Source organism: Paraburkholderia humisilvae (genome assembly GCF_902859855.1).
GTDB lineage: Bacteria > Pseudomonadota > Gammaproteobacteria > Burkholderiales > Burkholderiaceae > Paraburkholderia > Paraburkholderia humisilvae.
The window spans coordinates 24192-44991 of the sequence record NZ_CADIKH010000052.1; the positions used below are offsets into that span (position 1 = coordinate 24192).

Sequence of the window (20800 nt, forward strand, 5' to 3'; positions counted from 1 at the left end):
TCTGTTGCGCCGCGCGACCCAGCGTGCGGTCGCGCGTAGCGTACCGCTTACGGATTGGCTGCAAGCCCGGCCGGCGTTTTCTGGAACGGCACGAAGCCCGGCAATGCTTCGATGCGGCGCAGCCACGCGAGCACCTGCGGGTAACCGGACAAGTCCACGTTGCCTTCGGGCGCGCTTGAGATATAGCTGTAAAGCGCGATGTCCGCGATCGTCGGCGCGGTGCCGACGATATAGTCGTGGCCGCTCAGCGTCGTGTTAATCAGCCCGAGAATCCGGTGTGCGCGCGCAATCACTTCTGGCGCATTCAGCTCGCGGCCGAACACGGTGATGAGCCGCGCCGCGCAGGGTCCGTAAGCAACTTCGCCGGCGGCGACCGATAGCCAGCGTTGCACGCCCGCTTCATCGAGTGCTCCTTGTGGCAGCCAGTCAGTCTTGCCAAACTTGCGCGCCACGTAGACAAGGATTGAATTCGAATCGGGGATCACGGTATCGCCGTCGATCAGCACCGGAATCTGCCCGAAAGGGTTCAGCTTCAGGAACTCAGGCGACTTGTGCTCGGCGGCCGCGAGATTCACTTCAATCAGCTCGTGCGGAACACCAAGCAGCGACAGGCCGAGGTGAGCGCGGTGCGAATGGCCGGACAGGGGGTGGTAATACAGTTTCATGTCGCGAGTCTCGTGTCGAATGGGTGGCCCGGACCATCCGGACCCCTGGCTCGCAGTGTAGGAGCGTGGGGCGCGATTCTGAATAGACGGCTAGCCCAAAGCATTTTTCTCGTTGCGAGAAGAATGCGCGGACGATCGCATGCATGCGAGGTGTTTGAGCCGCGCAAGCAGATCGATGAGCCGTTTGGGCATGCCGGTAGGCAGGCTGTGCCGCTACACTTGCCGCGGGGGATCTGCGGTTTCGGAAACGGGTGCGCCAATCGATGAATCTTGGATTCTTTTCGCTGCCGCTGGAGCCGCTGATCCTGTTTGCGAGCGTGGTTGCGGCGCGGCTGGTATTCATCGGACGGTATCTGCCCGCTTATGAGGGCAATGCGATGAAGAGGCTCGACGTCGCCCATCACCCATCGCGCGTTGCCGCCGCGTCGCTACTGGTTTTCTTCACCTTTTGGATGGAGCCCGTCATGACTGCCCGAGCCGAAACTCCGGATGCCGTTCCCGCGTCGCTTGTCACCGTGCAGAGCCAGTACGATTTCGCGACCACCATTACGCGCTTGCGCGATACGCTTGCGGCGCGCGGGCTGACGTTGTTTGCCGATATCGACCAGAGCGAAGCTGCAGCGGGTGTCGGCCTGCCGTTGCGGCCGCCCCGGTTATTCCTGTTTGGCAATCCGAAGTCAGGCACGCCGGTGATGGCCGCCTACCCGCATGCGGCGCTGGAGTTGCCGCTTAGGGCAGTGGTGTGGGAGGACGCCGATCGGCGCGTTTACATCGACTATCAGGACGTGACGAAGACGCTCACTTCCTATGGTGTCGTTGCGTCACAGCTGGTTGCGTTGCAGCCGGTGCCGGCGTTGCTGCGTGCGGTGGCGGGGCAGTAGCGCGGCGCGTGTGGTTACAGCATACGTCGCGACTCGCACGCGCTAATCGAGACTGTTCGATAGCCCGTCGAGTTCTATTAACCGAATCCTCGCGCGGAGGATCTCCTCGGTGGTGCGCTCCACGTCAGCGTTCGCCGCAGCGATGCGGCTTCGTAGTCTGACACGCTCCGCACCAGCCTGATCGATCAGCCGCTGCAGCCCTGCTATCGCCCGTGTCGCGTCTTCGATCCGGTGGGCCATCCGCTCAAGTCCGCTCCTGAACGAGATGTCTGGGTCACCGCGCTCGATTTGTCGTGCAAAGTATTCAGCCATACCTCGGGAAAGAGCGAGCTCGCTGCGCGCCGCCGCGAGGCCAGCGCGGGTGTCCTCGCGAAACGTTTCGTGTTCGTGCAGCATGTCGCGAAGATCGAACATGTCGTGACGCTGGCCTATTCGTCGGACGGTGAGTTCGTGCAGCGTCGCTTCCGTTGCGCGCAGGTCGGACTGCAGCTGCGCGCGCGTTGGAAGCGGCTTGCCGCCCGGCCCGCCCGCGTCGCCATGCGGGTGCCAGTTGCCCGCCGCATCGCGCCGGATCGGAATGCCCGGCTTGACCGGCTCCTGCAACTGGACCGCGCGCCATGTGCCGTTCGTTGTGTCGCTGCGTACCGCGTAGTAGTGGCCGCCGACCGGAACATACGGTTGGCCTGTTTCGTCGATGAGCACGCCCGCGTGACGTGGATCGGACTGCAAATCGCCTTTGGGTACGCCGATATAGGCGTCGGGCAGGTAGCCGGTCGCGTTGCCGGCGGCTCCTGTCGCGGCACGTGCCGGCCGTCCGTGCACAGGCGATCCAGCGGATGGGAGCGGGCCGCCCGCCGTATGTCCGGTACTTCGCCGAGTCTGTTCGGCTCGTGCCGGCTGCTGGCTTTGAAGGTCAGGGACATTCGTTTCCGGCGTACCGATGCTGCCTGGCTCGACACGCGTGCCGCCGTGGAAGGTGGAAAATCTGATCATCGCGAAACGCTCCGGGTGAGGGTGCAGGCGATCCGGTCGCCCGCCAGGGCTCCGGCGTCACCGGCTGCATCGTTTCAGTGCGATTAACTCAGAGATTCGACCTTGGATGTAGTGATATCAGCGAGCGTCGCGAAGACGCGTGCCGCCAGCCCGCGAAGGCGCGACGACGAGCCGCCGTCGTCCGTTCAGAACTTCTCCGGGTCTTGTTCCCATGCGAGCTCGATCGCATGCAGCGCACCGAGCACGATCGAGCGGTTCAGCGCCGCGGCCAGCACGCCGTCGCGTTCCTCGTACGCCTGGCACAGCCGCTGGTGATCGGCGCACGAACGCTGCAGACGGCCAGGCAGCGACGCGCTCAGATGCCGCAGCCGGTTAGTGCGCATCTTCAGCGTGTCGAGCACTTCCTTGTAGATGTTGTTGCGGCTCACGCGCAGCTCTTCGTCGCGAAATGCGACGTTCGCCCAGAAATAGCCGTCCACGTCCTCGCGTGCCGCGACATCGGCGAGGCGCTTGTGCGTGCGCCACAACGCGGCGATATCGTCGTCGGTGGCTTGCTCGACGATCGCGTACGACACCTGCGCGTACAACACCGCGCGCAACTGGTAGATCTCGCGCACGTCCTTGATGTTGAGTGTCGACACGCGCGGCCGCCGCCGCGGGGACCAGTCGACCAGTCCTTCGCGGCTCAGCACGAACAGCGCCTCGCGTACCGGCGTGCGGCTCACGCTGAAGCGCTTCGCGAGATCGACCGAGTTCAGGTCGTCGCCGGGCCTCAGACGTCCTTCGATGATGCCGCGCGCGACCCAATCGACGATTTCCGCCACGCGCGGCGAATCCGCTTCTTCGAGCGGCGCCGTGCCCGCACCCGCACTGGCCGCCGCGTGCTTCTCCCCATCTCTGACCATGTTCTGTTCCTCGCTCAACTGCAGCCGCTGCGTTGCACGGCGCCAGATTCTAACAAACCGGCGCCGCCCGGCGACAAACGCCCCGGTCGTTCCGGAACTTAAAGTGTGCACACTTCATCAAGGTTTAACTTGAGTTTACTCGAAACTCCTTGCATACTGGGTATAAGTGTCGACAGTAATGTATTCAAGGCACACACTTTCCGTTGAGAAGACAGGAGACGTCGATGTACATGGACAAAGAACTCGCAACGTCCGGGTATGGCAATGCGAGCGTATCGGCGCGGCTCGACCGGCTGCCGCCCACCCGCTATTTCAGAGGACTGGTCGCGCTTATCGCGGTAGGCGGCTGGTTCGAGTTCTATGAACTTTTCATGGCGGCGTATGTGTCGCTCGGTTTGATCCACAGCGGCCTGTATCGCGCAACGACCGCGGGGCTCTTCGATATCAATGGCTTTGCGAGCTTTCTCGGTTCATTCTTCGCCGGCATGTTCGTCGGCACGGTGGCGCTGGGCGGGATCACGGACCGCTATGGGCGCCGCGCGGTCTTTACCGCGGCGATGGTGATCTATTCGATCGCGACGTTCGTCGCGGCGTTCCAGACTTCGCCGGAGGCGCTCGACGTATGGCGTTTCGTGGCCGGCGCGGGCATCGGCGTGCAATTGCTCACGGTCGATACCTACATCTCCGAGCTCACGCCGTACAAGACGCGCGGCCGCTACATGGCGTTCAGCATTCTCGTGATCCTCACGTCGGTGCCGGTCGTCGCGGTGCTCGCGTATGGGCTCGTGCCGCGCACGGTGTTCGGCCTCGAAGGCTGGCGCTGGGTGATGATTATCGGCTCGGCCGGCGCGATCGCAATCTGGTTCGTGCGGCGCGGCTTGCCGGAATCGCCGCGCTGGCTCGAAAGCAAGGGGCGCCATGGTGAAGCGCATGCGATTGTCGATGCGATCGAAGCGCGTGTGGTTGCGGAAACCGGCCAGCCGCTCGCACCGCCGCAAGCTGATGCACCGGCCGCCGCGAACGCGCACGCGCCTGCGGCGCGCAAGGAACAGGGCTCGTGGTCCGAGATGTGGAAGGGCCGCTATCTGCCGCGCACGGTCATGCTGTCGTTCTTCAATTTCTGCCAGACCTTCGGGGTGTACGGTTTCGGCTCATGGGTGCCGGTGCTGCTGTATTCGAAGGGCATCACGATCACGCACTCGCTGCTGTACACGATGGTGATCGCGTTCGCGACGCCGCTTGGCGCGATCGGCGCGATGACCTGCGCGGAACGCATCGAGCGCAAGTGGCAGCTGGTCGGCTGCGCGCTCGTCGTCGCGGTCGCGGGCGTGCTGTTTGGCCTCGCGCGCGACACCGCGACGATCCTGATCTGCGGCAGCGCGGTGACGATCGCGAACAACTGGCTGATCGGCATTTTCCATACGTATCAGGCCGAGCTGTATCCGACCCGTATCCGCGCCCGCGCGGTCGGCTTCGTATTCAGCTGGAGCCGGGTCAGTTCGATTTTTGTGGGGTTCTGGGTGGCGGCTCTGCTCAAGCATTCGGGTGTGACCGCCGTGTTCGTGCTGATTTCGTCAGCCATGTTAGTGATCGTCGTGATGGTCAGCGTGCTCGGTCCGAAGACCAACGGCGTTCGTCTCGAGGAGTTGTCTCAATGAGTTTTGTCGCCGCCGCATTTGCGCAGGGCCTCCATGCGCTCGCGCAGCGTCCGCTGTCCGCGGAAGTCCAACGGGAGGCACGGCGTTCGTTTATCAATGTGGTCGGAACGTCGATCGGTGCGTCGCGCCACCCGGGTGTCGATGCGATTCTGTCCACCGCGCGCGAATTGCACGTGGGCGCGCTCGCGCCGGTGCCGGGCCGCACCGAACGCGTCGATGTCCACTTCTCGGCGCTCGCCACCGGCTTTGCCGGCCATCTCGACGATTTCGACGACACTCATCTCGCGACGGTGATTCACCCGGCCGCGTCGGTGCTCGCGGTGCTCACCGCGCTCGCGCCGGAGACGAAGCCGGATGGCGCGCAGGCGCTCACCGCGTTCGCGCTCGGTTGCGAGGCGCAACTGCGCGTCGGCGTGTCGATCTCGCCGGAGCACTACGATCGCGGCTGGCATATCACCGGCACGTGCGGGGTGATCGGCTGCGCGGTGACCGCGGGGTTGCTGCTCGGTCTCGACGAACAGCAGCTCACGCATGCGGTCGGGATTGCCGCGTCGATGTTCGTCGGCCATCGCGAAGCGTTCGGCACGATGACGAAGCCGTACCACCCGGGCAAGGCCGCGTCGAACGGCATCGCGGCCGCGCGCCTCGCGCAGGCGGGGCAGCACGCGCAAGCCGATATCTTTGAAGCGCAAGGCGGCTATTCGCACTCGATGTCGACCAAGGTCGATTTCGATCTGATGAACGGCGCGTTCGGCGAGCGCTGGGAACTGCTGTTCAACACCTACAAGCCGTATCCGTGCGGCATCGTCGCGCATCCGGCGATTGACGGCGGCCTCGCGCTGTCGGAGAAGATCGCGAATCCGGCTGATATCGACGCGATCACGTTGCGCTGCCATCCGCTCGTGCCCGAGCTGATGGGCAATCCGCAGCCGAAGGATGGCTTGCAGGCGCGTTTCAGCGCGATTCATGGCGTCGCGGCGGCATTGTGCGACAAGGTGGTCGGCATCGCGCAATACGAAGATGCGCGTGTCGTGCAGGACGACGTGAAGGCGGTGCGCGCGAAAACGACCCTCGCACCGGATACGTCGGTGAATCGCGATGAAGTATTCATCGAAGCGCGGCTGAAAGACGGCACGACCGTCAAACATCACGTCGAGCATGCGCGCGGCAGTCTGGCGCGTCCGCTGACCGACGACGAACTGCTGAACAAGGTGCGCTTGCTGGTGGATCCGCTGCTTGGCAACGGTACGGCGATGAAGCTGGCTGCTGTCGTCGACGGTATCGCCGACGCGAAGAATCTCGATGCGCTTTTCGCGCTTTGCACTCCGACGAAGGAATCGAATCATGCATAACCCCGCTACCCATTCCGCCGTATCCGATGCGCTGATCAAGTTCGCATCGGGCCCGCTGACCGAGCAAGGCGCGCCGGCCGTCGCCGCTGCGGCACGCGCGGTCGCGCATGCGCGCTCGAATCTCGCGTCGCTCAACCATGCGGGACGTCAAACCGCCGCGCTGTTGCTATCGCAGGGCAGCGGCCCGAACGACACGCGCGTGCAAGCGTGGGCGCTCGGTGCGACGCTCGCGAACGAGCAACCCGCGACCACCGCGACGCCGGTGCTGGCGGCGGTCGTCGCGACCGGCGAACTGATGTCCGCCGATGCCGATGAGCTTGCGGCGGCGGCCGCGGTTGGTATCGAGGCGGCGCTGCGCATTCGCAATGCGGTCGACAGCGATGAGTTTCGCGCGCGCTGGAATGTCGCGTCGGCTGTCGGCGTGCTCGGCGCGGTGCTTGCGGTGACGCGCTTGCTGAAGCTCGACGGCACGCGCATGCGCAACGCGCTTGGCATCGCGGCGACCCAGTCGGCAGGGCTCGCGCACAACGGTGGTCAGCCGCTTGCCGCACTCGAAGTCGGTAAAGCCGCAGCGGATGCGATCGAGGCGGCGTTGATGGGTAAGCACGGCTTTACCAGTGCGCCGGCTTCGATCGACGGGCGGCGCGGTTTCGCGGCGCTGATGGCGTACCGGTTCGACGCGGCGTCGATTATCGACGGCCTGGGCGACCAGTGGCTGTCGCTGCGCTGATGCGCATACGGCGTAGGTTAAGTGCGGTACGGCGTGCGGTCCGTGGTTCGGGCGGCCGCTGTCCGCACGGTGCATGAATGAAATCGCTGCGGTGCGACCGGCGAAAAATACGAACAGAAAGCCGGTTCGCTGCCATCGAAAATTGTGTGATGAAAAAGCGCTTGCTCAAAGCGCCTTCCCGCTCGCCCTCGGTGACACCTCGCTGACATAGCTACGACGGCGTCAATCTGGCGGCGCGGGCCGGCACGCCCGCGCGCAAGGGCGCGAACTCAACGGAATAAACGTTTCCCGCCAGGCGTTCGGTTCGATATGCGGTGCTGAATAGCGTCGGTTTGCCCGAACGTGATCGGATCGTATTGTCCGTTTTCAATGAGCGAATTTAATCATGCAAGTCAATGCTGCGGCCCGAGTCCGCTTTTCTTCCGCCTCGTATCGTTTGGACGACTTCCTTTCTTGCCATTTCCATCTGCCCCAACGCCCGTTCGTTCGCGGATCGCTTGTCGCACTGGCCACGGTCTTCGGTGTTGCGTGCTCAGGCGCCGCATTCGCGCAGGAGCCTCCGGCCGGCATCAAGATTGAAACACTGCTGAAAACCGACAAGGCGTGGGATGGCACGCGCTATCACTCCTATCCGTCAGGGCAACCGCAACTGTCGGTACTGAAGATCGACATCCCCGCGCATTCGGTGTTGCCGTGGCATACCCATCCGATGCCGAATGCCGGCTATGTGCTCGCCGGCGAGATCACCGTCGAGAAGGAGAATGGCGAGAAACAGACCGTGCGGGCAGGGCAGGTGCTGCCTGAAACCGTCGGCAGTGTGCATCGCGGCGTGACGGGGGATAGCCCGGTCACGCTGATCGTCTTCTATGCGGGCGTGCAAGGGCTGCCGCTTTCACAACATCCGTAAGCCGGCTTCGCGAATAATAGCGGGCGGACGGCCGCGTGCTGCGCGGCTGTCGGCAATTTATTTCGCCTGCTTCGCGACCTTCAACGGAGAAAAAATGACTGGCAAGACGGCTCAAGCGCGCCGGCTGACGGCTGCGCGCGCCGCGCTCGCGGCCATGGCGGCACTGGCGCTGTGGCACGGCGCACCGCGAGCGGCGCACGCGGATACGACGCTGCTCAACGTGTCGTATGACGTGGCGCGCGAACTCTACAAGGACATTGATCCTGCCTTCACCGCCGAATACAGGCAGAGAACCGGCGAGACGGTCGACGTGCATCAGTCGCATGGCGCGTCGAGCGCGCAGGCGCTGTCGGTGCTGCAAGGCCTGCCGGCGGACGTCGTGACGATGAACCAGCCGAACGATATCGATCTGCTCGCGCAGCAGGGGCATTTGCTGCCGGAGAACTGGCGTACGCGTCTGCCGCGCGACAGCGCACCGTACACGACGACGATGGTGTTCCTCGTGCGCAAGGGCAACCCGAAGCATATCCAGGACTGGGACGACCTCGCGAGGCCCGGCATCGAGGTGGTGATTCCGAATCCGAAGACGGCCGGCAACGGCCGCTATACGTATCTGGCCGCGTGGGGTTATCGGAAGATGCACGGCGGGACCGACGCGCAGGCGCTTGATTTCGAAAAAGCGATCTTCCGCAATGTGCCGGTGCTCGACACTGGCGGGCGCGGCGCGACCACGACCTTCACGCAGCGTGGCATCGGCGACGTGCTGGTGACGTTCGAGAACGAGGTGGCGTTGATCGACAGCGGGGTTGGCGGCGGTGGGTTCGATGTGGTCTACCCGTCGCTGAGCATTGTCGCGGCGCCGCCGGTGGCGATCGTTGACAAGGTCGTCGACAAGCGCGGCACGCGTAAGGAAGCGCAGGCGTTTTTAGACTTCCTGTATTCGCCCGCCGGGCAGGAGATCATCGCGAAGCATCATTTGCGACCGACTGATCCGACCGTGCTCGCAAAGCACGCGAGCGAGTTCAAGCCGATCAAGACCTTTACCGTCGAGCAGATGTTCGGCAACTGGCAGAACGCGCAGCAGGTGCATTTCGCGGATGGGGGGACGTTCGATCGGATTATTGTGGATCGGAAGTAGGGGGGGCGCCGCGCGGGGCGTATGCCTGCGCGCGTTGCGCATCGTCGTCGCTCATCAGAAAGGTGCTCCGTCGAAGTCGATGCGCGGATAGAGGGACTCTTTGCCGTCAACGCTCAGCATCAGTCGTATAGAATGGTGGACGCTCGCGTAGCGATCGAGGAAGCGGCTGAGTACGTCGCCAAACAGCACCGCATCGCCTGGCCCATCAAAGGCGGTCGAGTCGAGCTCGACGTATGCGTGGAGTTCGCTAAGCATGTATCCGCGCGCGACTACGTTCTGCGCGGACAGTCGCACGTTCCGGATCGCGTCGATGCGTCGCGTAATCCCGTCGTCCGGCGTCCAGTCATAGAGTTCCAGCGTCTCACGCAGCGCCGGTGCGCCCTCCGTGTGGATGCGGTTCAGCTCGTTTGCGCCGCCCGCAGTAAAGTGGCCCAGCACGCGCCAGTCATATCCCGGGTAATGGCGCGGCGGATAGAGCGGCGGGGTCGGCGCCGTCAGGTTGCGCACCGACGCGATACCGGTGAAGCCCGACACCGTCGCGGTGATCGTTGCCTTGGCCAGTGCCATACGTGGCAGACGCCCGTTGTTCGCGAGCGCGCGCGCGGTCAGGTAGTGATCTGGATGGGGACGGTCCTCATCGCCCTGCGCGTCGCGGCGCGTCCCCGCCCACAGCTGGCCCTCTAGCGTGACCCACAGTTCGCGTCCCCGCACGCCGAAACGTGTCGAGGTATGGAAGTACCGCTCCGGTTTCTCGTAACGCAGTGCCCAGCCGCGATGCCGGAAGCCCGCAAACGCCTGGTAGGCATGCCGTGCACTGTCCTCAGGGTCTGCGGCAACGACCGCGAGCACATCGTATGGCTCGACATGTTCAGCCAGCGAGGGCTGCATGCGGATGCGGTGCTCGCGGTCATGCCAGTCGGCGGGCTGCAGCGGTTGTGCATCGACCTCGAACAGGTTGATCACGGGCGTGCAGAAAAGACGGAAGCTCTCCCGGCTGACCGGATAGTCGCCCGGCATGCGAGCGTCCAGTTCGATCTCAAAGGTCATTTGCGCTTCGCCTGCTGGCAGTACCGAGGAATCGAAGCCGCACAGGTCCACGAAGTGGAATTTCTGCGGAAACGCGAAGTACTCCAGCAGCGTCTGCTCGCGGTCCAGCTGCTGATCGCGCATGGGGTCCATGACCGGCCACAGCCGCGTCGACGGGCCGAAGCCCGATGCCTCGAAGCGCACACGATCGAGGCGCTGCAGTTCTCCGTTGCGCACCGACGGCAGGCGCAGGCTGATTGACGCGACCTGGCGAGTCAACGTCGCGTACAGCACGGCAGCAGCGGGCCGGTCACCATGCAGGTAAAGGCGGATGCGCGAGAGGTCCGTGCGCTCACGCTGGTCTTCGAGCCGGTGGCCGAACGTCAGGCGGATGACCGAGCGTCCGTCGTCGCGTACCGCGACGTGCGCGTCGTCTACCGAGAGCGGCAGCAACTGGACTGCCTGCGTCGTCCGGTACAGGCACCGCACCTCGTCGGGACCGATCGGTGTCGAGCGCACCACGGCTCCGGCGGGGATCTGCGACGCCGTTGAGCCCGTTCGGTCCAGGGGCATGCATTCGATGATCGACAAGGAAGGAATCGCCCGCGCCGCATACTCGTACAAATTATCGAGCAGCGCATCGGTGACTTCCGGCATGCCATCGTCGAGCTTGCTGCGCAGCCGCGCCGCGAGCATCGCAAAGGCTTCAAAGACCGCACGGACCGGTCCCTCGGGTTCGCCGTTGAGCATCCCCGCACGCTGAGCGGCGTCAGGATGCTCCTGTGAAAATTCGCGGCTTGCCTCGCGCAGATAGCGCATTTCCCCATCGAAATACCTGAGGAATGGCGTCTCGTGTTCAAGCGGATCCTTCTTCCACGGCGCGGTCATGGTTGTCATTCCGGTGGCAATGGTGGCAGGGAAGGCAGCCCGGAAATGACCCCGGCGCGTCCCGTCACGAAGATGCGCTCCGGCATGCGGAAGCCGCGTAGCTTGAGCAGCTCCAGTGGTCCAGCGCCGGCCTGCGTGCGCAGCACATAGCGCAGTGGCACCGTCGTGTTGTCCGGAGTGTCGCCGGTCGTGGCGGAGTTCTCGCTCACGGCCCCGGCATTCCACACCAGTTCGTAGCGCGTATCGTCGAGCGGTTTCGTCCGGGCGCTCTCCAGCAGCCGCAGGAATGCCCACTCGCCCGTGGCGTCGAACGCGATGCGCAGCCCTGCATTCAGCGAGTGCCAGGTCAGCAACGCGTGGCCGTTCAGGCCGTTGCCTGGCCAGGTGAGCGGCGACCAGGTCTCCTGCTGGTTGAAGTAGATGACTGGTTGCCCGTCTACGGTCAGTTCCGTGCGCGTTACGCTGGGTGTCGGCTGCGGCATGATCTCGAAGCGATAGCCAGCCTCGCCCCGCGCGTAGAGGCGCGCGCCCAGCGGGCCGATCAGCCGCAGCATGGCGAGGAACTTCGGGTCGAACCGCAGCGACTGCGGCGCGAGTGCGTTGGGCACCCACTGGTCGCCTTGACGCTTGAGCACACCGGATAGCTCGACTTCGATAAAGCGGTTGATCAGCCCCGCATCGGGTCGCACGTAACGACCGAACTCGGCAAGGGATGCGTCGGCCGTCGCCGGTGAGAACGGATAGCGCGAGGCGAACGTCGACGTGAAGGGGGTTGTTACACTCGCGCGCCAGGCGTCGTTCAGGCTCGCGGCGGCGGGCTGAAGCACGGCCTGCCACGCCGCGTCGAGCGGTTGCACGAACATCGTCTGCCCGAAGCCTGCCCACTGTGCGCCAACGCTCGCGGCGGTGAGCGCTGCGTCGTCACGCGCTTGCGAGAGGTCCGAGAGCTTGCCCTGGAATACCGCCTGCGCGAGCGAGCGTGCCATCGACTGCGCATCGGGACTCGTCTGGATCTGCTGCAGCTTCAGGCGCACGGTCGTGTCGGCTGTCAGCACGCGCGCGAGGCTGACGCCGCTGAAGGCGGTGGCGTTGGCTGCCTGTCCGTTTCCCGCATTGCCGTTGGCCGCAGCCGGGCTGTTGTCGCCGAGCAGCGCGAGTAGCGGGCCGAACGAGCGGTCCAGCGGATTCACCGCGGGTGCCTGCATCGGGTCGCGGTCGCTGCCGCCGAGCAGTCCCTGTGCCTTGCGCACGAGCGTATCGGTGAGCGCCTGCGAGGGGCGGCCCGCCTCGCCCTGGTACTGCACCGACTTCATGATTGCCAGCAGTGGCGAGGTCTGCGCATCGGTCATACGCGTCAACTGGTCGACCACGCCGGAGAAACTGTTCGCGGGTATCCACTGGAAGCTGTTGAGCAGGGTTGCCCAGGCCGCCGTATAGTCGCTGAAGTACCGCGTGCGCAGCCGCGTTCGAAGGGCGTCGGTCTCGCGCTGCGCGTCGAGCGACGTGCGCGCCGCGCCGACTACCCCTTCAACCACGGTGGTGCTTATCCGGGCGGTCGGCTGATCGCCGGTCAGCACCCAGTCTCCGTCGACGACGTGCTGTCCCTTGGCGTTGTCGTCGATAGCCTTTTCGATGACGCCATCCCAGGCCGCGCGCGTGTAGATGCCCGGCACTGTCCGCGTAGTCGTGAAAAGCCCGTGCGCATCGGTTCCCGCGAGCAGCGTCGCAAGCGATACGTCTGCGTACTTGCCGCGCGCTTCATCGAGTACACGCTGATAGAGCACGTCGTCGCTCGCCGCGAGGCCGATCTGGTTGACGAGTGTCGAGCGCATCTGCGTGACGAGCGGTACCGACGCGCTGATCCGCCAGTCAGGATGCGCGTTCAGGTGTTCGGACCAGAAGCGCGCGAGCTGCTGCGAGGTGTCGAGCCATTCTCCCGCGCGCATGCCGGCGGGGGCGGGCCATACGTCCAGCAGTTGCGTTTTGAGGAAAGACGCGTTGGTATGCGCCGGGGTAGCGAGCATCAGGTATGCCTTGAGGCGGTTGTAGGCGAACTGCCGCGCGTCGTGGCTTTGCTGCTCGTCGGCGCGGACCCGGGAGAGCTGCGCGAGCTGTCTTTCTAGCGCCTGCACGACTGGTTGCCGTAGGTTACGCAGGGCGACGGTTCGGTAGGGCGGCCACAGTGCGTCGAGCTGGTCGTCGTTGCGCGAGAGGCCTGCGCGCAGATACCAGGGCACACCGTGCTGCCGGCGGTATTCGAACGTGTCGATCTGCTGTTGCAGGGCAAGCTGCGCGCGCAGCGCGGGCGGCGCACCGGGCGTGGCCGCAAGCGCCGCGGCGGCAATCGTTTCGGCCTTCGTGACAAGTGTCCGGTTCCCCGCACCCGAGATCACCAGTAGCACGATCCACACGGTGGCTGCGGCGAGCGCGCACAGCGCGAGCACATCCGGCCAGTACAGGCCCGCGCGGCGGCCTCGATACCGGGGTGCACAGGCCGCGATTTCCCGCCAGACCGGCAACATGGCTCGCGGCTGCTCGCGCGTGACCCTCTCCACGAGCACCGCCGCGACGGGCTCGCCGGGCGCGGCGTCTGCGTTGGCGACAAGGACCGGCACGACGGACACGCGCGGAAAGACCGGCGCGAACATGACACCCGCAAGCGGCGCGCGCAACCACTTCGACGCGGCCAGCGTGCGCAGGCTCAGAGTTATCCGCGCGGCGTGCTCATGGATGTACGCCGAGATTTCCAGCATCCAGGTGATCCAGTTCGGTTTACCGCAATGAACCACCCCGATGTCCGCCGTCTTCTGCTCGAGTTCGCCCAGCATGTCCGGCAGCCTGGCGGCAGCGGCCTGCGCCTGCTTGCGTGAGGCGTTCGGCATGAATGCGCCCACTGCGTCGATCTGTGCGGGCGGGTCGCCGTTCGCGTCCACCGGATGCAGGAAGATAACCGGCGCGGCCCAGCCCAGCGCGGTGGCGATTCCCGAGAGGGCGCGGGGCAGTTCGGTATCGATGGCGTCCGCGCGGGCGACGTGCACGAGGCTATCGACTGGGCGGCGGCGGCGCAATTGCCGGATCTGGCCCAGCCACTTCGCCGCCTCGACCCCATCCGGTGATGCATGCACCAGCACGGTCTCGTCCACATGCATGATGCCTGCCTGCTTGAGGCCGGGGGCGACCTGGTCAACGCGTTCATCCGTGCCGCTCACCAGCAGCCAGCGAAGACGACGACGCCAGAACCAGCCGTGCGAGACGCGTAATTCTTCGTACATGCGCTGAAGGCGTGCATCGCGCTTTGAAAAGGGCGCGGGGTTCGTTGACTTACCAGAGTCTTTTCCGTTGTCCTGTCGGAATACCGCTCCCGCGATATAGTGCGCACCGACGCGCGTTGCAAAGACGTGCAGTAGTACGACCACAAGCAGAATGCCGAGAATCCAGAGACTCAGTGTTTTCTTCGCGTCCAGGGTGGTCGCATGGACCAGTTCACCGAACACCCACACCATCACCAGGGCAACTGCCGCCATAAGCGCGGCGAATGCGGGAATCGCCCAGGTCAGAAGCGAGCGTGCCGCAGGCAACGGTGGGACAACGCTTTCGGGCGTTACGACAGATTCGGTACTCATGACGTTCGTGAATGGGCTTGCAGGAGCACCGCCTGACAGGCAGTCGGCGTGCGGTTCAGGAGGAGTTGCGGAGCATCGGCCCCGTGCTCGGCCGCCGCAGCGATGACAAGCCAGTCGGCCGCGAGGCCCGCGTGACCGAGGATGCTGTCGGGCAGGCGGCGAGCTTCGAATTTCGTCAATTGGTCCAATGCGGCGCGACGGCACGCCTCGGTCACTTGCGTCTGCTCGTTGGCGCCGAAACCGGTTAGCCATGCCTGTCCGATCGCCGGCGAAGAAACCCGTCCCCAAAGCATCGCGAGCGCGAGTCCTTCAGCCAGGTCCTGTGGCGGTACGGCCACGGGTCGGTAAAGTGCTGCGCAAGACGTTACCGTATCGGGCAACGCAACCGTCTGTGGCAGGAACAGCAGAGACACGCCGGCCTCCGCGCTATCCTCCGGCGGTCTGTCGTACAACTGGACCGCGACTACCAGTAGCGGACGCGTTTCTCCCGCATCGAGCCACGCGTCGATCGGCATCAGCCCGTCTGCGGCGGCAACTGTTTCACAGTCCGGCAGATACAGGTTCATCGCACGGATAACAGTACGCAGTTGCCTCAGTGCGTCGCTGGGACTCGTCGGGTCGGTCACTACCAGCCGTATGGCGGGGGTCAGTCCGGCCTTTAGCAAAGGCCGGAAAGTCGTTGCGAGGGGTACCAGAAGTTGCGCATACAGTCTGCCTACGCGATCAAGCGGGACCTGCTGGAGCACCTGGGCAAGCCGCGGATCAGTGGAGGCCATATCGGTTTCGTCAGGCAGCCGTGCATGCCTCGCAGTCGCAGTGCCGTCCCTGAGCGTCTGGGCCTTGATTACCGGCACGCCTTCCGCGACCGTACGGGCCAGCTTTCCGTTCGCTACGGGGAACTGGTAGCTGAAATCAAGTAAGCGCACGTATTGCTGGCCGCGCTCGATGAGGCTGCGACGGTGCTTCTCGCGATGATTGTTGTAGTACATCGCATGCAGGTATGCGTCTTCATAGTGCGCGCGACCCAGTATGACGATTGTCAAAAACAGGACGTTGGGCAGGCCGGCAACCGGCAGCCAGAAGGGTGCGCCTCGCGCGGGCCAGTCAGGCGGCCAGAACAGGAGTGTCGCGCCGCCTACAACGACAACGCAGGCAATCCATAGGGCGAACCCGACACGCATTCCTGGGACGCGCGGAGGATAGGGTTTTGGCGGCCCAAGCTGTTTCACGTCAACCGGCATCGGAATGCGTCTCCCCTGTGCCGGTTGCACGCGACGCCGAAAACGCGCGGACTCCGCACTCGAAGTGCGGCAAATATTCAACGCTCTGCATATGCGCGATCATGCGCAGGATACCGAAGTGGTCTGCGAGGGAATGAGTACGGGCGATGGCTCGCATCGGCACAGGCACAGATCGTCAGCAAGCGCCGGGCGTTTGCCGTCGGGACCGATCTCGTTCGCCCGCACGCCAGCGCAGCCGATGCGTCCATAGGTACCGCACTTCGGACACCAGACAGGATCGTCCTCGTAGGCCGCAATGTGGCCATCGAGTATGTCCTTGCGTTCGGGCGTTTCGACATGGCCGCCGACATTGGTCGCGTCGCCGTTTCGGATATATGGCCTTCTACTCATTCTTGGCTCCAGAAGCAGGATTTATCTTTGACATAACACCAGGTTGAGAGCGATGAATGATTCGCAGAGGACACTTTCCCGGAATTGCGGTAGCTGGTACACGTTCATATCGTTGACTCCCTGAAAGTAACCTGTCGTCGCACAGGAAAGTGCCGCTCAGAATTGGCGCTTCCTGAGCGTGTACGCATAAAGCGCGTACTGCGTGTTGGTCAGGGAATCGAACCAGCCTCCCTGCATCATTCCGTCGTCGATGTCTTTCCAGGATTTGCCGGCGTTCTCGCTATAGAACGTGATGGTATGCGGTGCCCCCGCGCGGCTGGAATCGGTGGCGTAGACAAGCATGACGCCGCGCTTACCTACGCTAAGGCTACCGACGTTATAACGCTCGTTGAAGGCACGCAACTGCTCGACGGTCGGATTCCTGTCGCTCGGCCATGACGAAATTGAGCCGGTTCTGTTGCCTTTATCGTTGTGGTCGCTGTAATTCCTCGGAGGCCCGAGGCGCGACAAGGCATAGACCGAATAGGCATATCGTGGCGGCTCATTTGCTGAAACAAGCTGCTTGACTACCTGATTGTGCAATACCACGTCAGGCTCAAAGTGCGTGTCCCCCCAGCGTAGCCGGTACACGACGCTCGAAAGACTTACGTCGCCGAGCATTCCGACATAATAGGCGACACGCAGGGTCCCGTCTGGACCAAGGTCGACAGCGTCAAATATTTTGCGCGGCAGGCGGTAGTCGGTCGCCATTGGCGGCAGAGCAATCTCCTGCCACGTCTGACCGCCATCTACTGTACGCCATATATGAGGTCCCCAGCCGATCGCGTAACCCCGCTGCGAATCCAGAAACCTGAGGTCACTGATGTTGTTATCCTCCGGCCATTTCAACTGTGCCCATGTCTTTCCGCCATCAGTCGAGCGCCAAAGTGTGGCAATGTGCGGTGCCGGTCCCTTCTTTGGGTCAGCTGTCTTGTAGTTCATCCAGTCGGTAGCGATGTAAATCGTGCTCCAGTCCGTTGAATACCACCAAGCTGCGTTCTGAGCGGGTTGCTGAAAAAAGCGGCACATCTCACCGTCCAGGGAGCCACGCAGAAAACTCACTGTGGATCGGTTAAGCAACTCCAGCGTGCCGTCCATCCAGGGTTCCGTCGGTTCAGCAACCAGCGGGTCCTTAAGCTGCTCAGCCCGTTTAAACGTAACGATGGGATCAGCGACCTTTAGCGTCATAAGCTCGCTTTCCCGGAAGCGAAACGCACCACCTCCATACGGCTTATCGTTCAGCATGAAGCCTGTTGTAACCGTTGTCCATTGCGGAGTTGTCATCGTCCGATATCCATAGGTTGCAACGGCTGCCAAAGCTAAGCCACCTAAAATTAGTTTCCAGTACGTCGGCGTGCGCACTCTATTTCCTCATCAGGAAATAGAGTACTTCGTTTACCAGAGTATCGGTCCCGGATGAAACCGCGTCCGTCCCATCGCCAACCCATGCCTTTGTCGCGCCCCAGACCGTTTGAGCAACCTGCTCAGCCGTATCCCTACTACCCCATTCCTGCATTCTGGGTTGCATCATGATGCGAGCGAGATCCGTCGGGGGAAGACGAGCGATTCCTCCGTCCAGATAGGCCAGCGGGTGCGTATTGAAGGCGAAATCCTTGAACATCTGTTCGTCCAACTCCAGTTGATACTGAGGCACACCCATCGAGAATCTCGCGCTGTCCGGCAAATGCCCGCTCATGCTTATCTGCTGTCCTTGCATGTTTTGGGCCAAACCCTTTTCCATGTTCTTTTGCAGCCACCATCTTGCACTTCTTAACCAAGCCTGCCCTGCCAGACTCAGCTTCGGAAAAAGTTCAGCCCCGTAGTGGGAGCAATAGTAGTAGCCGTAACTGATGTAGTACGACGGAGGCCGGTGTCCGCAGCCGACGTGTCTCATCATGAAATTGCTGTGGCGCGACCAGTCTGAGTCAGTGCAGTTTGGCGGAATCAATTGCTCGCGACGATAGAGTAGACGGTGAACCAGTTCCTCATCCGTCCACGGATCCCACGATGTTGCGAATGCCTTTACGGTTTGCCACGCGCTGGAGGTACTGACCTTATCAACGGTTTCCGAATATGCGCATCCGAGCGGACGGTAGTAATACTCGCAGTGCCCGATGATCGAGTCGGCCGCAGGGGGGACGTGCAGGTCGCATACGGTCCTGTCGGCCTGGGCACGCTGCGTGTAGGCCGCCGGCGTCATATAGGAACGGAAAACGCCCGCGACATTGGTGTCATCGTTTCCGGCCATGGGTTCAGTTATCCAGAAGTTCGGCATTGGACATGCTTAAAATTGGCGCTTCCTGAGCGTGTACGCATAAAGCGCGTACTGCGTGTTGGTCAGGGAATCGAACCAGCCTCCCTGCATCATTCCGTCGTCGATGTCTTTCCAGGATTTGCCGGCGTTCTCGCTATAGAACGTGATGGTATGCGGTGCCCCCTTGCGGCTCGAATCGGTGGCGTAGACAAGCATGACGCCTCGTTTTCCTACGCTAAGGCCATCGACGTCATAACGCTCGTCGAAGGTGCGCAACTGCTCGACGGTCGGATTCCTGTCGCTCGGCCATGACGAAATTGAGCCGGTTCTGTTGCCTTTATCGTTGTGGTCATCGTAATTCCGCGGAGGCCCGAGGCGTGACAAGGCGTAGATCGAATAGGTGCGGCCAGGCAATTCATCAACCGAAACAAGCTGCCTGACTACCTGATCAGGCAACACTACGTCCTGTTCGAAGTGCATCTCGTCCCAAAGCAGCCGGTATACGACGCTTGAAAGACGTATATCGCCGAGCATCCCGACGTAATAGGCGACACGCAGCACTCCATCGGGGCCGAGGTCGACGGCGTTGAATGTCTTGCGAGGTTGACGATAGGCGGTCGCCATCGGCGGCAGAGCAATCTCTTGCCACGTCTGACCGCCGTCAGCAGTACGCCATACGTGAGGCCCCCAGCCGATCGCATAACCGCGCAGTGAATCGAGAAACTTGAGGTTGCTGATATTGCGATCCTCCGGCCAGTTCAATTGCGTCCATGTCTTGCCGCTATCAATTGAGCGCCAGAGTTTGGCGATATGCGGAGAGAGTCCATCTTTCGGCTCGGGAAGTTTGTAGTCGGTCCAATCCGTAGCGACATAAATCGTCGCCCAGTCCTTCGAATACCACCAAATACCGTTCTGTGCTTGTTGCTGGAAATAGCGCGACAGGTTACTCCCCACGTTCCCTCGTAGAAAGCTGACAGACCTGCGGTTAAGCCGCTCATCCACTTTGTCCATCCATGGTTCCTCGGGCACGGCCTTGGCAACGTCATAGCCCTTTTCTAGCCCTACAACATGAAAGCGGAGTTCTGGATCTGCGATCTTGAGTGTCATTACTTCGTTATTGCGAAGACGAAACGCTCCACCTCCATAAGTTTTGTCATTCGCCATAAAGCTTGTGGTAACCGTTGTCCATTGCGGCGCTGTCATCGTTCGATATCCATAGCTTGTGGCGGCCATTAAAATGAGGATGCCAATTAGAGCCTTTGTGCGATTGAGCTTGTACACTCTTACTTTTCCGTGAGGCGATTGAGCGCCCGGCGAATGAGATATTCCGTTCCGTCATGGGCCTCGCCAACCCACGTCTTTGTGGAGCCCCACCCGGTGCTGATGACCTGGTCATACGTACCCAAACTGCCCCATTCCTGTAGTCTTGGTTGCATCGTGATGCGAATGAGATCCGTCGGTGGAAGATGAGCGATCCCACCATCGAGATAGGCCAGTGGATGAGTCCTGAAGGCAAAGTGTTTGAATGCGTCGTGGTCCAGTTCGAGCTTATACCGTGACACATCCATCGAAAAGTCACCGTTATTGGGATCTCGACTTGCCATTTGAATAACGTCGCCTTTCATGTTTTGCTTAAGACCGTTCTCCATGTTTATTTGGAGATATTTCCTTGCCAAAATAAGCCACACCTTCCCGGCAGGGCTCAAATCCGGGAAAAGCTCCTTGCCGTAGTGTGAGCAGTAGTAGTAGCCGTAGCTGATGTAATACGATGGCGGATTATGCCCGCACCCAATATGGCGCATCATGAAATTGCTATGGCGCGACCAGTCCGCGTCGGTGCAATTCGGCGGAATCAACTTCTCGCGACGGTTGAGCAGGCGCTCCGCCACCTTCAAATCCGTCCACGGATTGAAGGTATAGGAGAACGTCTTGATAGCAGCAAAGGCTACGGCTGATGTCGCACGAGACAGAGTCACTTTCTCGACCGTATCGGTATAGGCACAATGCAGCGGACGGTAGTAATACTCGCAGTGCCCGATGATCGAGTCGGCCGCAGGGGGGACGTGCAGGTCGCATACGGTCCTGTCGGCCTGGGCACGCTGCGTGTAGG

General features: G+C 62.5%; 17 protein-coding genes. 6 read left to right on the forward strand and 11 right to left on the reverse strand.

Annotation, left to right across the window (positions count from 1 at the left end):
- Positions 1 to 47: 47 nt before the first annotated feature.
- Positions 48 to 665, reverse strand: a complete 618-nt coding sequence (locus HV796_RS32750) for a glutathione S-transferase family protein (RefSeq protein ID WP_175232048.1) — start codon at positions 663 to 665, stop codon at positions 48 to 50.
- Positions 666 to 928: 263 nt separating this feature from the next.
- On the opposite strand from HV796_RS32750, the gene HV796_RS32755 reads away from it, so the two are divergent.
- Complete coding sequence (locus tag HV796_RS32755) at positions 929 to 1546, forward strand: DUF302 domain-containing protein (protein WP_246356156.1); 618 nt, start codon at positions 929 to 931, stop codon at positions 1544 to 1546.
- Positions 1547 to 1588: 42 nt separating this feature from the next.
- On the opposite strand, the gene HV796_RS32760 is transcribed toward HV796_RS32755, so the two are convergent.
- Both HV796_RS32760 and HV796_RS32765 read right to left on the reverse strand, forming a co-directional pair.
- The gene (locus tag HV796_RS32760) at positions 1589 to 2539 is read right to left on the reverse strand and encodes a hypothetical protein (protein ID WP_175232049.1); all 951 of its coding nucleotides are present in this window, start codon (positions 2537 to 2539) and stop codon (positions 1589 to 1591) included.
- A 185-nt stretch (positions 2540 to 2724) separates the two neighbouring features.
- Positions 2725 to 3444 carry a GntR family transcriptional regulator gene (locus tag HV796_RS32765; protein ID WP_175232050.1) on the reverse strand — a complete coding sequence of 240 codons (720 nt, stop codon included), beginning with the start codon at positions 3442 to 3444 and terminating at the stop codon, positions 2725 to 2727.
- Positions 3445 to 3668: 224 nt separating this feature from the next.
- On the opposite strand from HV796_RS32765, the gene HV796_RS32770 reads away from it, so the two are divergent.
- The 5 genes from HV796_RS32770 to HV796_RS32790 all read left to right on the forward strand — a co-directional run bounded on the left by HV796_RS32770 (position 3669) and on the right by HV796_RS32790 (position 9229).
- A complete protein-coding gene (locus HV796_RS32770) occupies positions 3669 to 5102 on the forward strand; it encodes an MFS transporter (RefSeq protein WP_175232051.1) in 1434 nt (477 codons plus the stop codon).
- Positions 5099 to 6454, forward strand: a complete 1356-nt coding sequence (locus tag HV796_RS32775) for an MmgE/PrpD family protein (protein WP_175232052.1) — start codon at positions 5099 to 5101, stop codon at positions 6452 to 6454. The genes HV796_RS32770 and HV796_RS32775 overlap by 4 nt, the downstream gene beginning before the upstream one ends.
- The gene (locus tag HV796_RS32780) at positions 6447 to 7184 is read left to right on the forward strand and encodes an MmgE/PrpD family protein (protein WP_175232053.1); all 738 of its coding nucleotides are present in this window, start codon (positions 6447 to 6449) and stop codon (positions 7182 to 7184) included. Before HV796_RS32775 ends, HV796_RS32780 begins: the two co-directional genes overlap by 8 nt.
- 385 nt (positions 7185 to 7569) lie before the next feature.
- On the forward strand, positions 7570 to 8091 hold the full coding sequence (locus HV796_RS32785) for a cupin domain-containing protein (protein ID WP_175232054.1): 522 nt from the start codon (positions 7570 to 7572) through the stop codon (positions 8089 to 8091).
- Positions 8092 to 8185: 94 nt separating this feature from the next.
- A complete protein-coding gene (locus HV796_RS32790) occupies positions 8186 to 9229 on the forward strand; it encodes a sulfate ABC transporter substrate-binding protein (protein WP_175232055.1) in 1044 nt (347 codons plus the stop codon).
- Between the two features lie 54 nt (positions 9230 to 9283).
- On the opposite strand, the gene tssF is transcribed toward HV796_RS32790, so the two are convergent.
- From tssF to HV796_RS32830, 8 genes are all read right to left on the reverse strand, one after another.
- Entirely contained in the window at positions 9284 to 11143 is a 1860-nt protein-coding gene (gene tssF, locus HV796_RS32795; RefSeq protein WP_175232056.1) for a type VI secretion system baseplate subunit TssF, read from the reverse strand.
- 5 nt (positions 11144 to 11148) lie between these two features.
- Positions 11149 to 14766: an ImcF-related family protein gene (locus HV796_RS32800; RefSeq protein ID WP_175232057.1), complete on the reverse strand. Its 3618-nt coding sequence runs from the start codon at positions 14764 to 14766 to the stop codon at positions 11149 to 11151.
- Positions 14763 to 15947 (reverse strand): hypothetical protein, encoded by a 1185-nt coding sequence (locus HV796_RS32805; RefSeq protein WP_175232058.1) that lies wholly within the window; start codon positions 15945 to 15947, stop codon positions 14763 to 14765. The genes HV796_RS32800 and HV796_RS32805 overlap by 4 nt, the downstream gene beginning before the upstream one ends.
- 159 nt (positions 15948 to 16106) lie before the next feature.
- Complete coding sequence (locus HV796_RS32810) at positions 16107 to 16397, reverse strand: PAAR domain-containing protein (protein WP_175232059.1); 291 nt, start codon at positions 16395 to 16397, stop codon at positions 16107 to 16109.
- Positions 16398 to 16553: 156 nt separating this feature from the next.
- Positions 16554 to 17720 (reverse strand): WD40/YVTN/BNR-like repeat-containing protein, encoded by a 1167-nt coding sequence (locus tag HV796_RS32815; RefSeq protein WP_175232060.1) that lies wholly within the window; start codon positions 17718 to 17720, stop codon positions 16554 to 16556.
- A 79-nt stretch (positions 17721 to 17799) separates the two neighbouring features.
- Complete coding sequence (locus tag HV796_RS32820; protein WP_246356157.1) at positions 17800 to 18711, reverse strand: hypothetical protein; 912 nt, start codon at positions 18709 to 18711, stop codon at positions 17800 to 17802.
- Positions 18712 to 18720: 9 nt separating this feature from the next.
- A complete protein-coding gene (locus tag HV796_RS32825; RefSeq protein ID WP_246356158.1) occupies positions 18721 to 19971 on the reverse strand; it encodes a WD40/YVTN/BNR-like repeat-containing protein in 1251 nt (416 codons plus the stop codon).
- 2 nt (positions 19972 to 19973) lie between these two features.
- A partial coding sequence (locus HV796_RS32830) for a hypothetical protein (RefSeq protein WP_175232062.1) occupies positions 19974 to 20800 on the reverse strand: 827 nt, incomplete at its 5' end.

Coding starts and splice junctions, on each gene's coding strand:
- HV796_RS32820 (WP_246356157.1), bottom strand. CDS start 18,711: ATGCCGAACTTCTGGATAACTGAACCCATGGCCGGAAACGATGACACC.
- HV796_RS32810 (WP_175232059.1), bottom strand. CDS start 16,397: ATGAGTAGAAGGCCATATATCCGAAACGGCGACGCGACCAATGTCGGC.
- HV796_RS32780 (WP_175232053.1), top strand. CDS start 6,447: ATGCATAACCCCGCTACCCATTCCGCCGTATCCGATGCGCTGATCAAG.
- HV796_RS32760 (WP_175232049.1), bottom strand. CDS start 2,539: ATGATCAGATTTTCCACCTTCCACGGCGGCACGCGTGTCGAGCCAGGC.
- HV796_RS32785 (WP_175232054.1), top strand. CDS start 7,570: ATGCAAGTCAATGCTGCGGCCCGAGTCCGCTTTTCTTCCGCCTCGTAT.
- HV796_RS32775 (WP_175232052.1), top strand. CDS start 5,099: ATGAGTTTTGTCGCCGCCGCATTTGCGCAGGGCCTCCATGCGCTCGCG.
- tssF (WP_175232056.1), bottom strand. CDS start 11,143: ATGACCGCGCCGTGGAAGAAGGATCCGCTTGAACACGAGACGCCATTC.
- HV796_RS32770 (WP_175232051.1), top strand. CDS start 3,669: ATGTACATGGACAAAGAACTCGCAACGTCCGGGTATGGCAATGCGAGC.
- HV796_RS32750 (WP_175232048.1), bottom strand. CDS start 665: ATGAAACTGTATTACCACCCCCTGTCCGGCCATTCGCACCGCGCTCAC.
- HV796_RS32755 (WP_246356156.1), top strand. CDS start 929: ATGAATCTTGGATTCTTTTCGCTGCCGCTGGAGCCGCTGATCCTGTTT.
- HV796_RS32800 (WP_175232057.1), bottom strand. CDS start 14,766: ATGAGTACCGAATCTGTCGTAACGCCCGAAAGCGTTGTCCCACCGTTG.
- HV796_RS32765 (WP_175232050.1), bottom strand. CDS start 3,444: ATGGTCAGAGATGGGGAGAAGCACGCGGCGGCCAGTGCGGGTGCGGGC.
- HV796_RS32790 (WP_175232055.1), top strand. CDS start 8,186: ATGACTGGCAAGACGGCTCAAGCGCGCCGGCTGACGGCTGCGCGCGCC.
- HV796_RS32805 (WP_175232058.1), bottom strand. CDS start 15,947: ATGCGTGTCGGGTTCGCCCTATGGATTGCCTGCGTTGTCGTTGTAGGC.
- HV796_RS32815 (WP_175232060.1), bottom strand. CDS start 17,720: ATGACAACTCCGCAATGGACAACGGTTACAACAGGCTTCATGCTGAAC.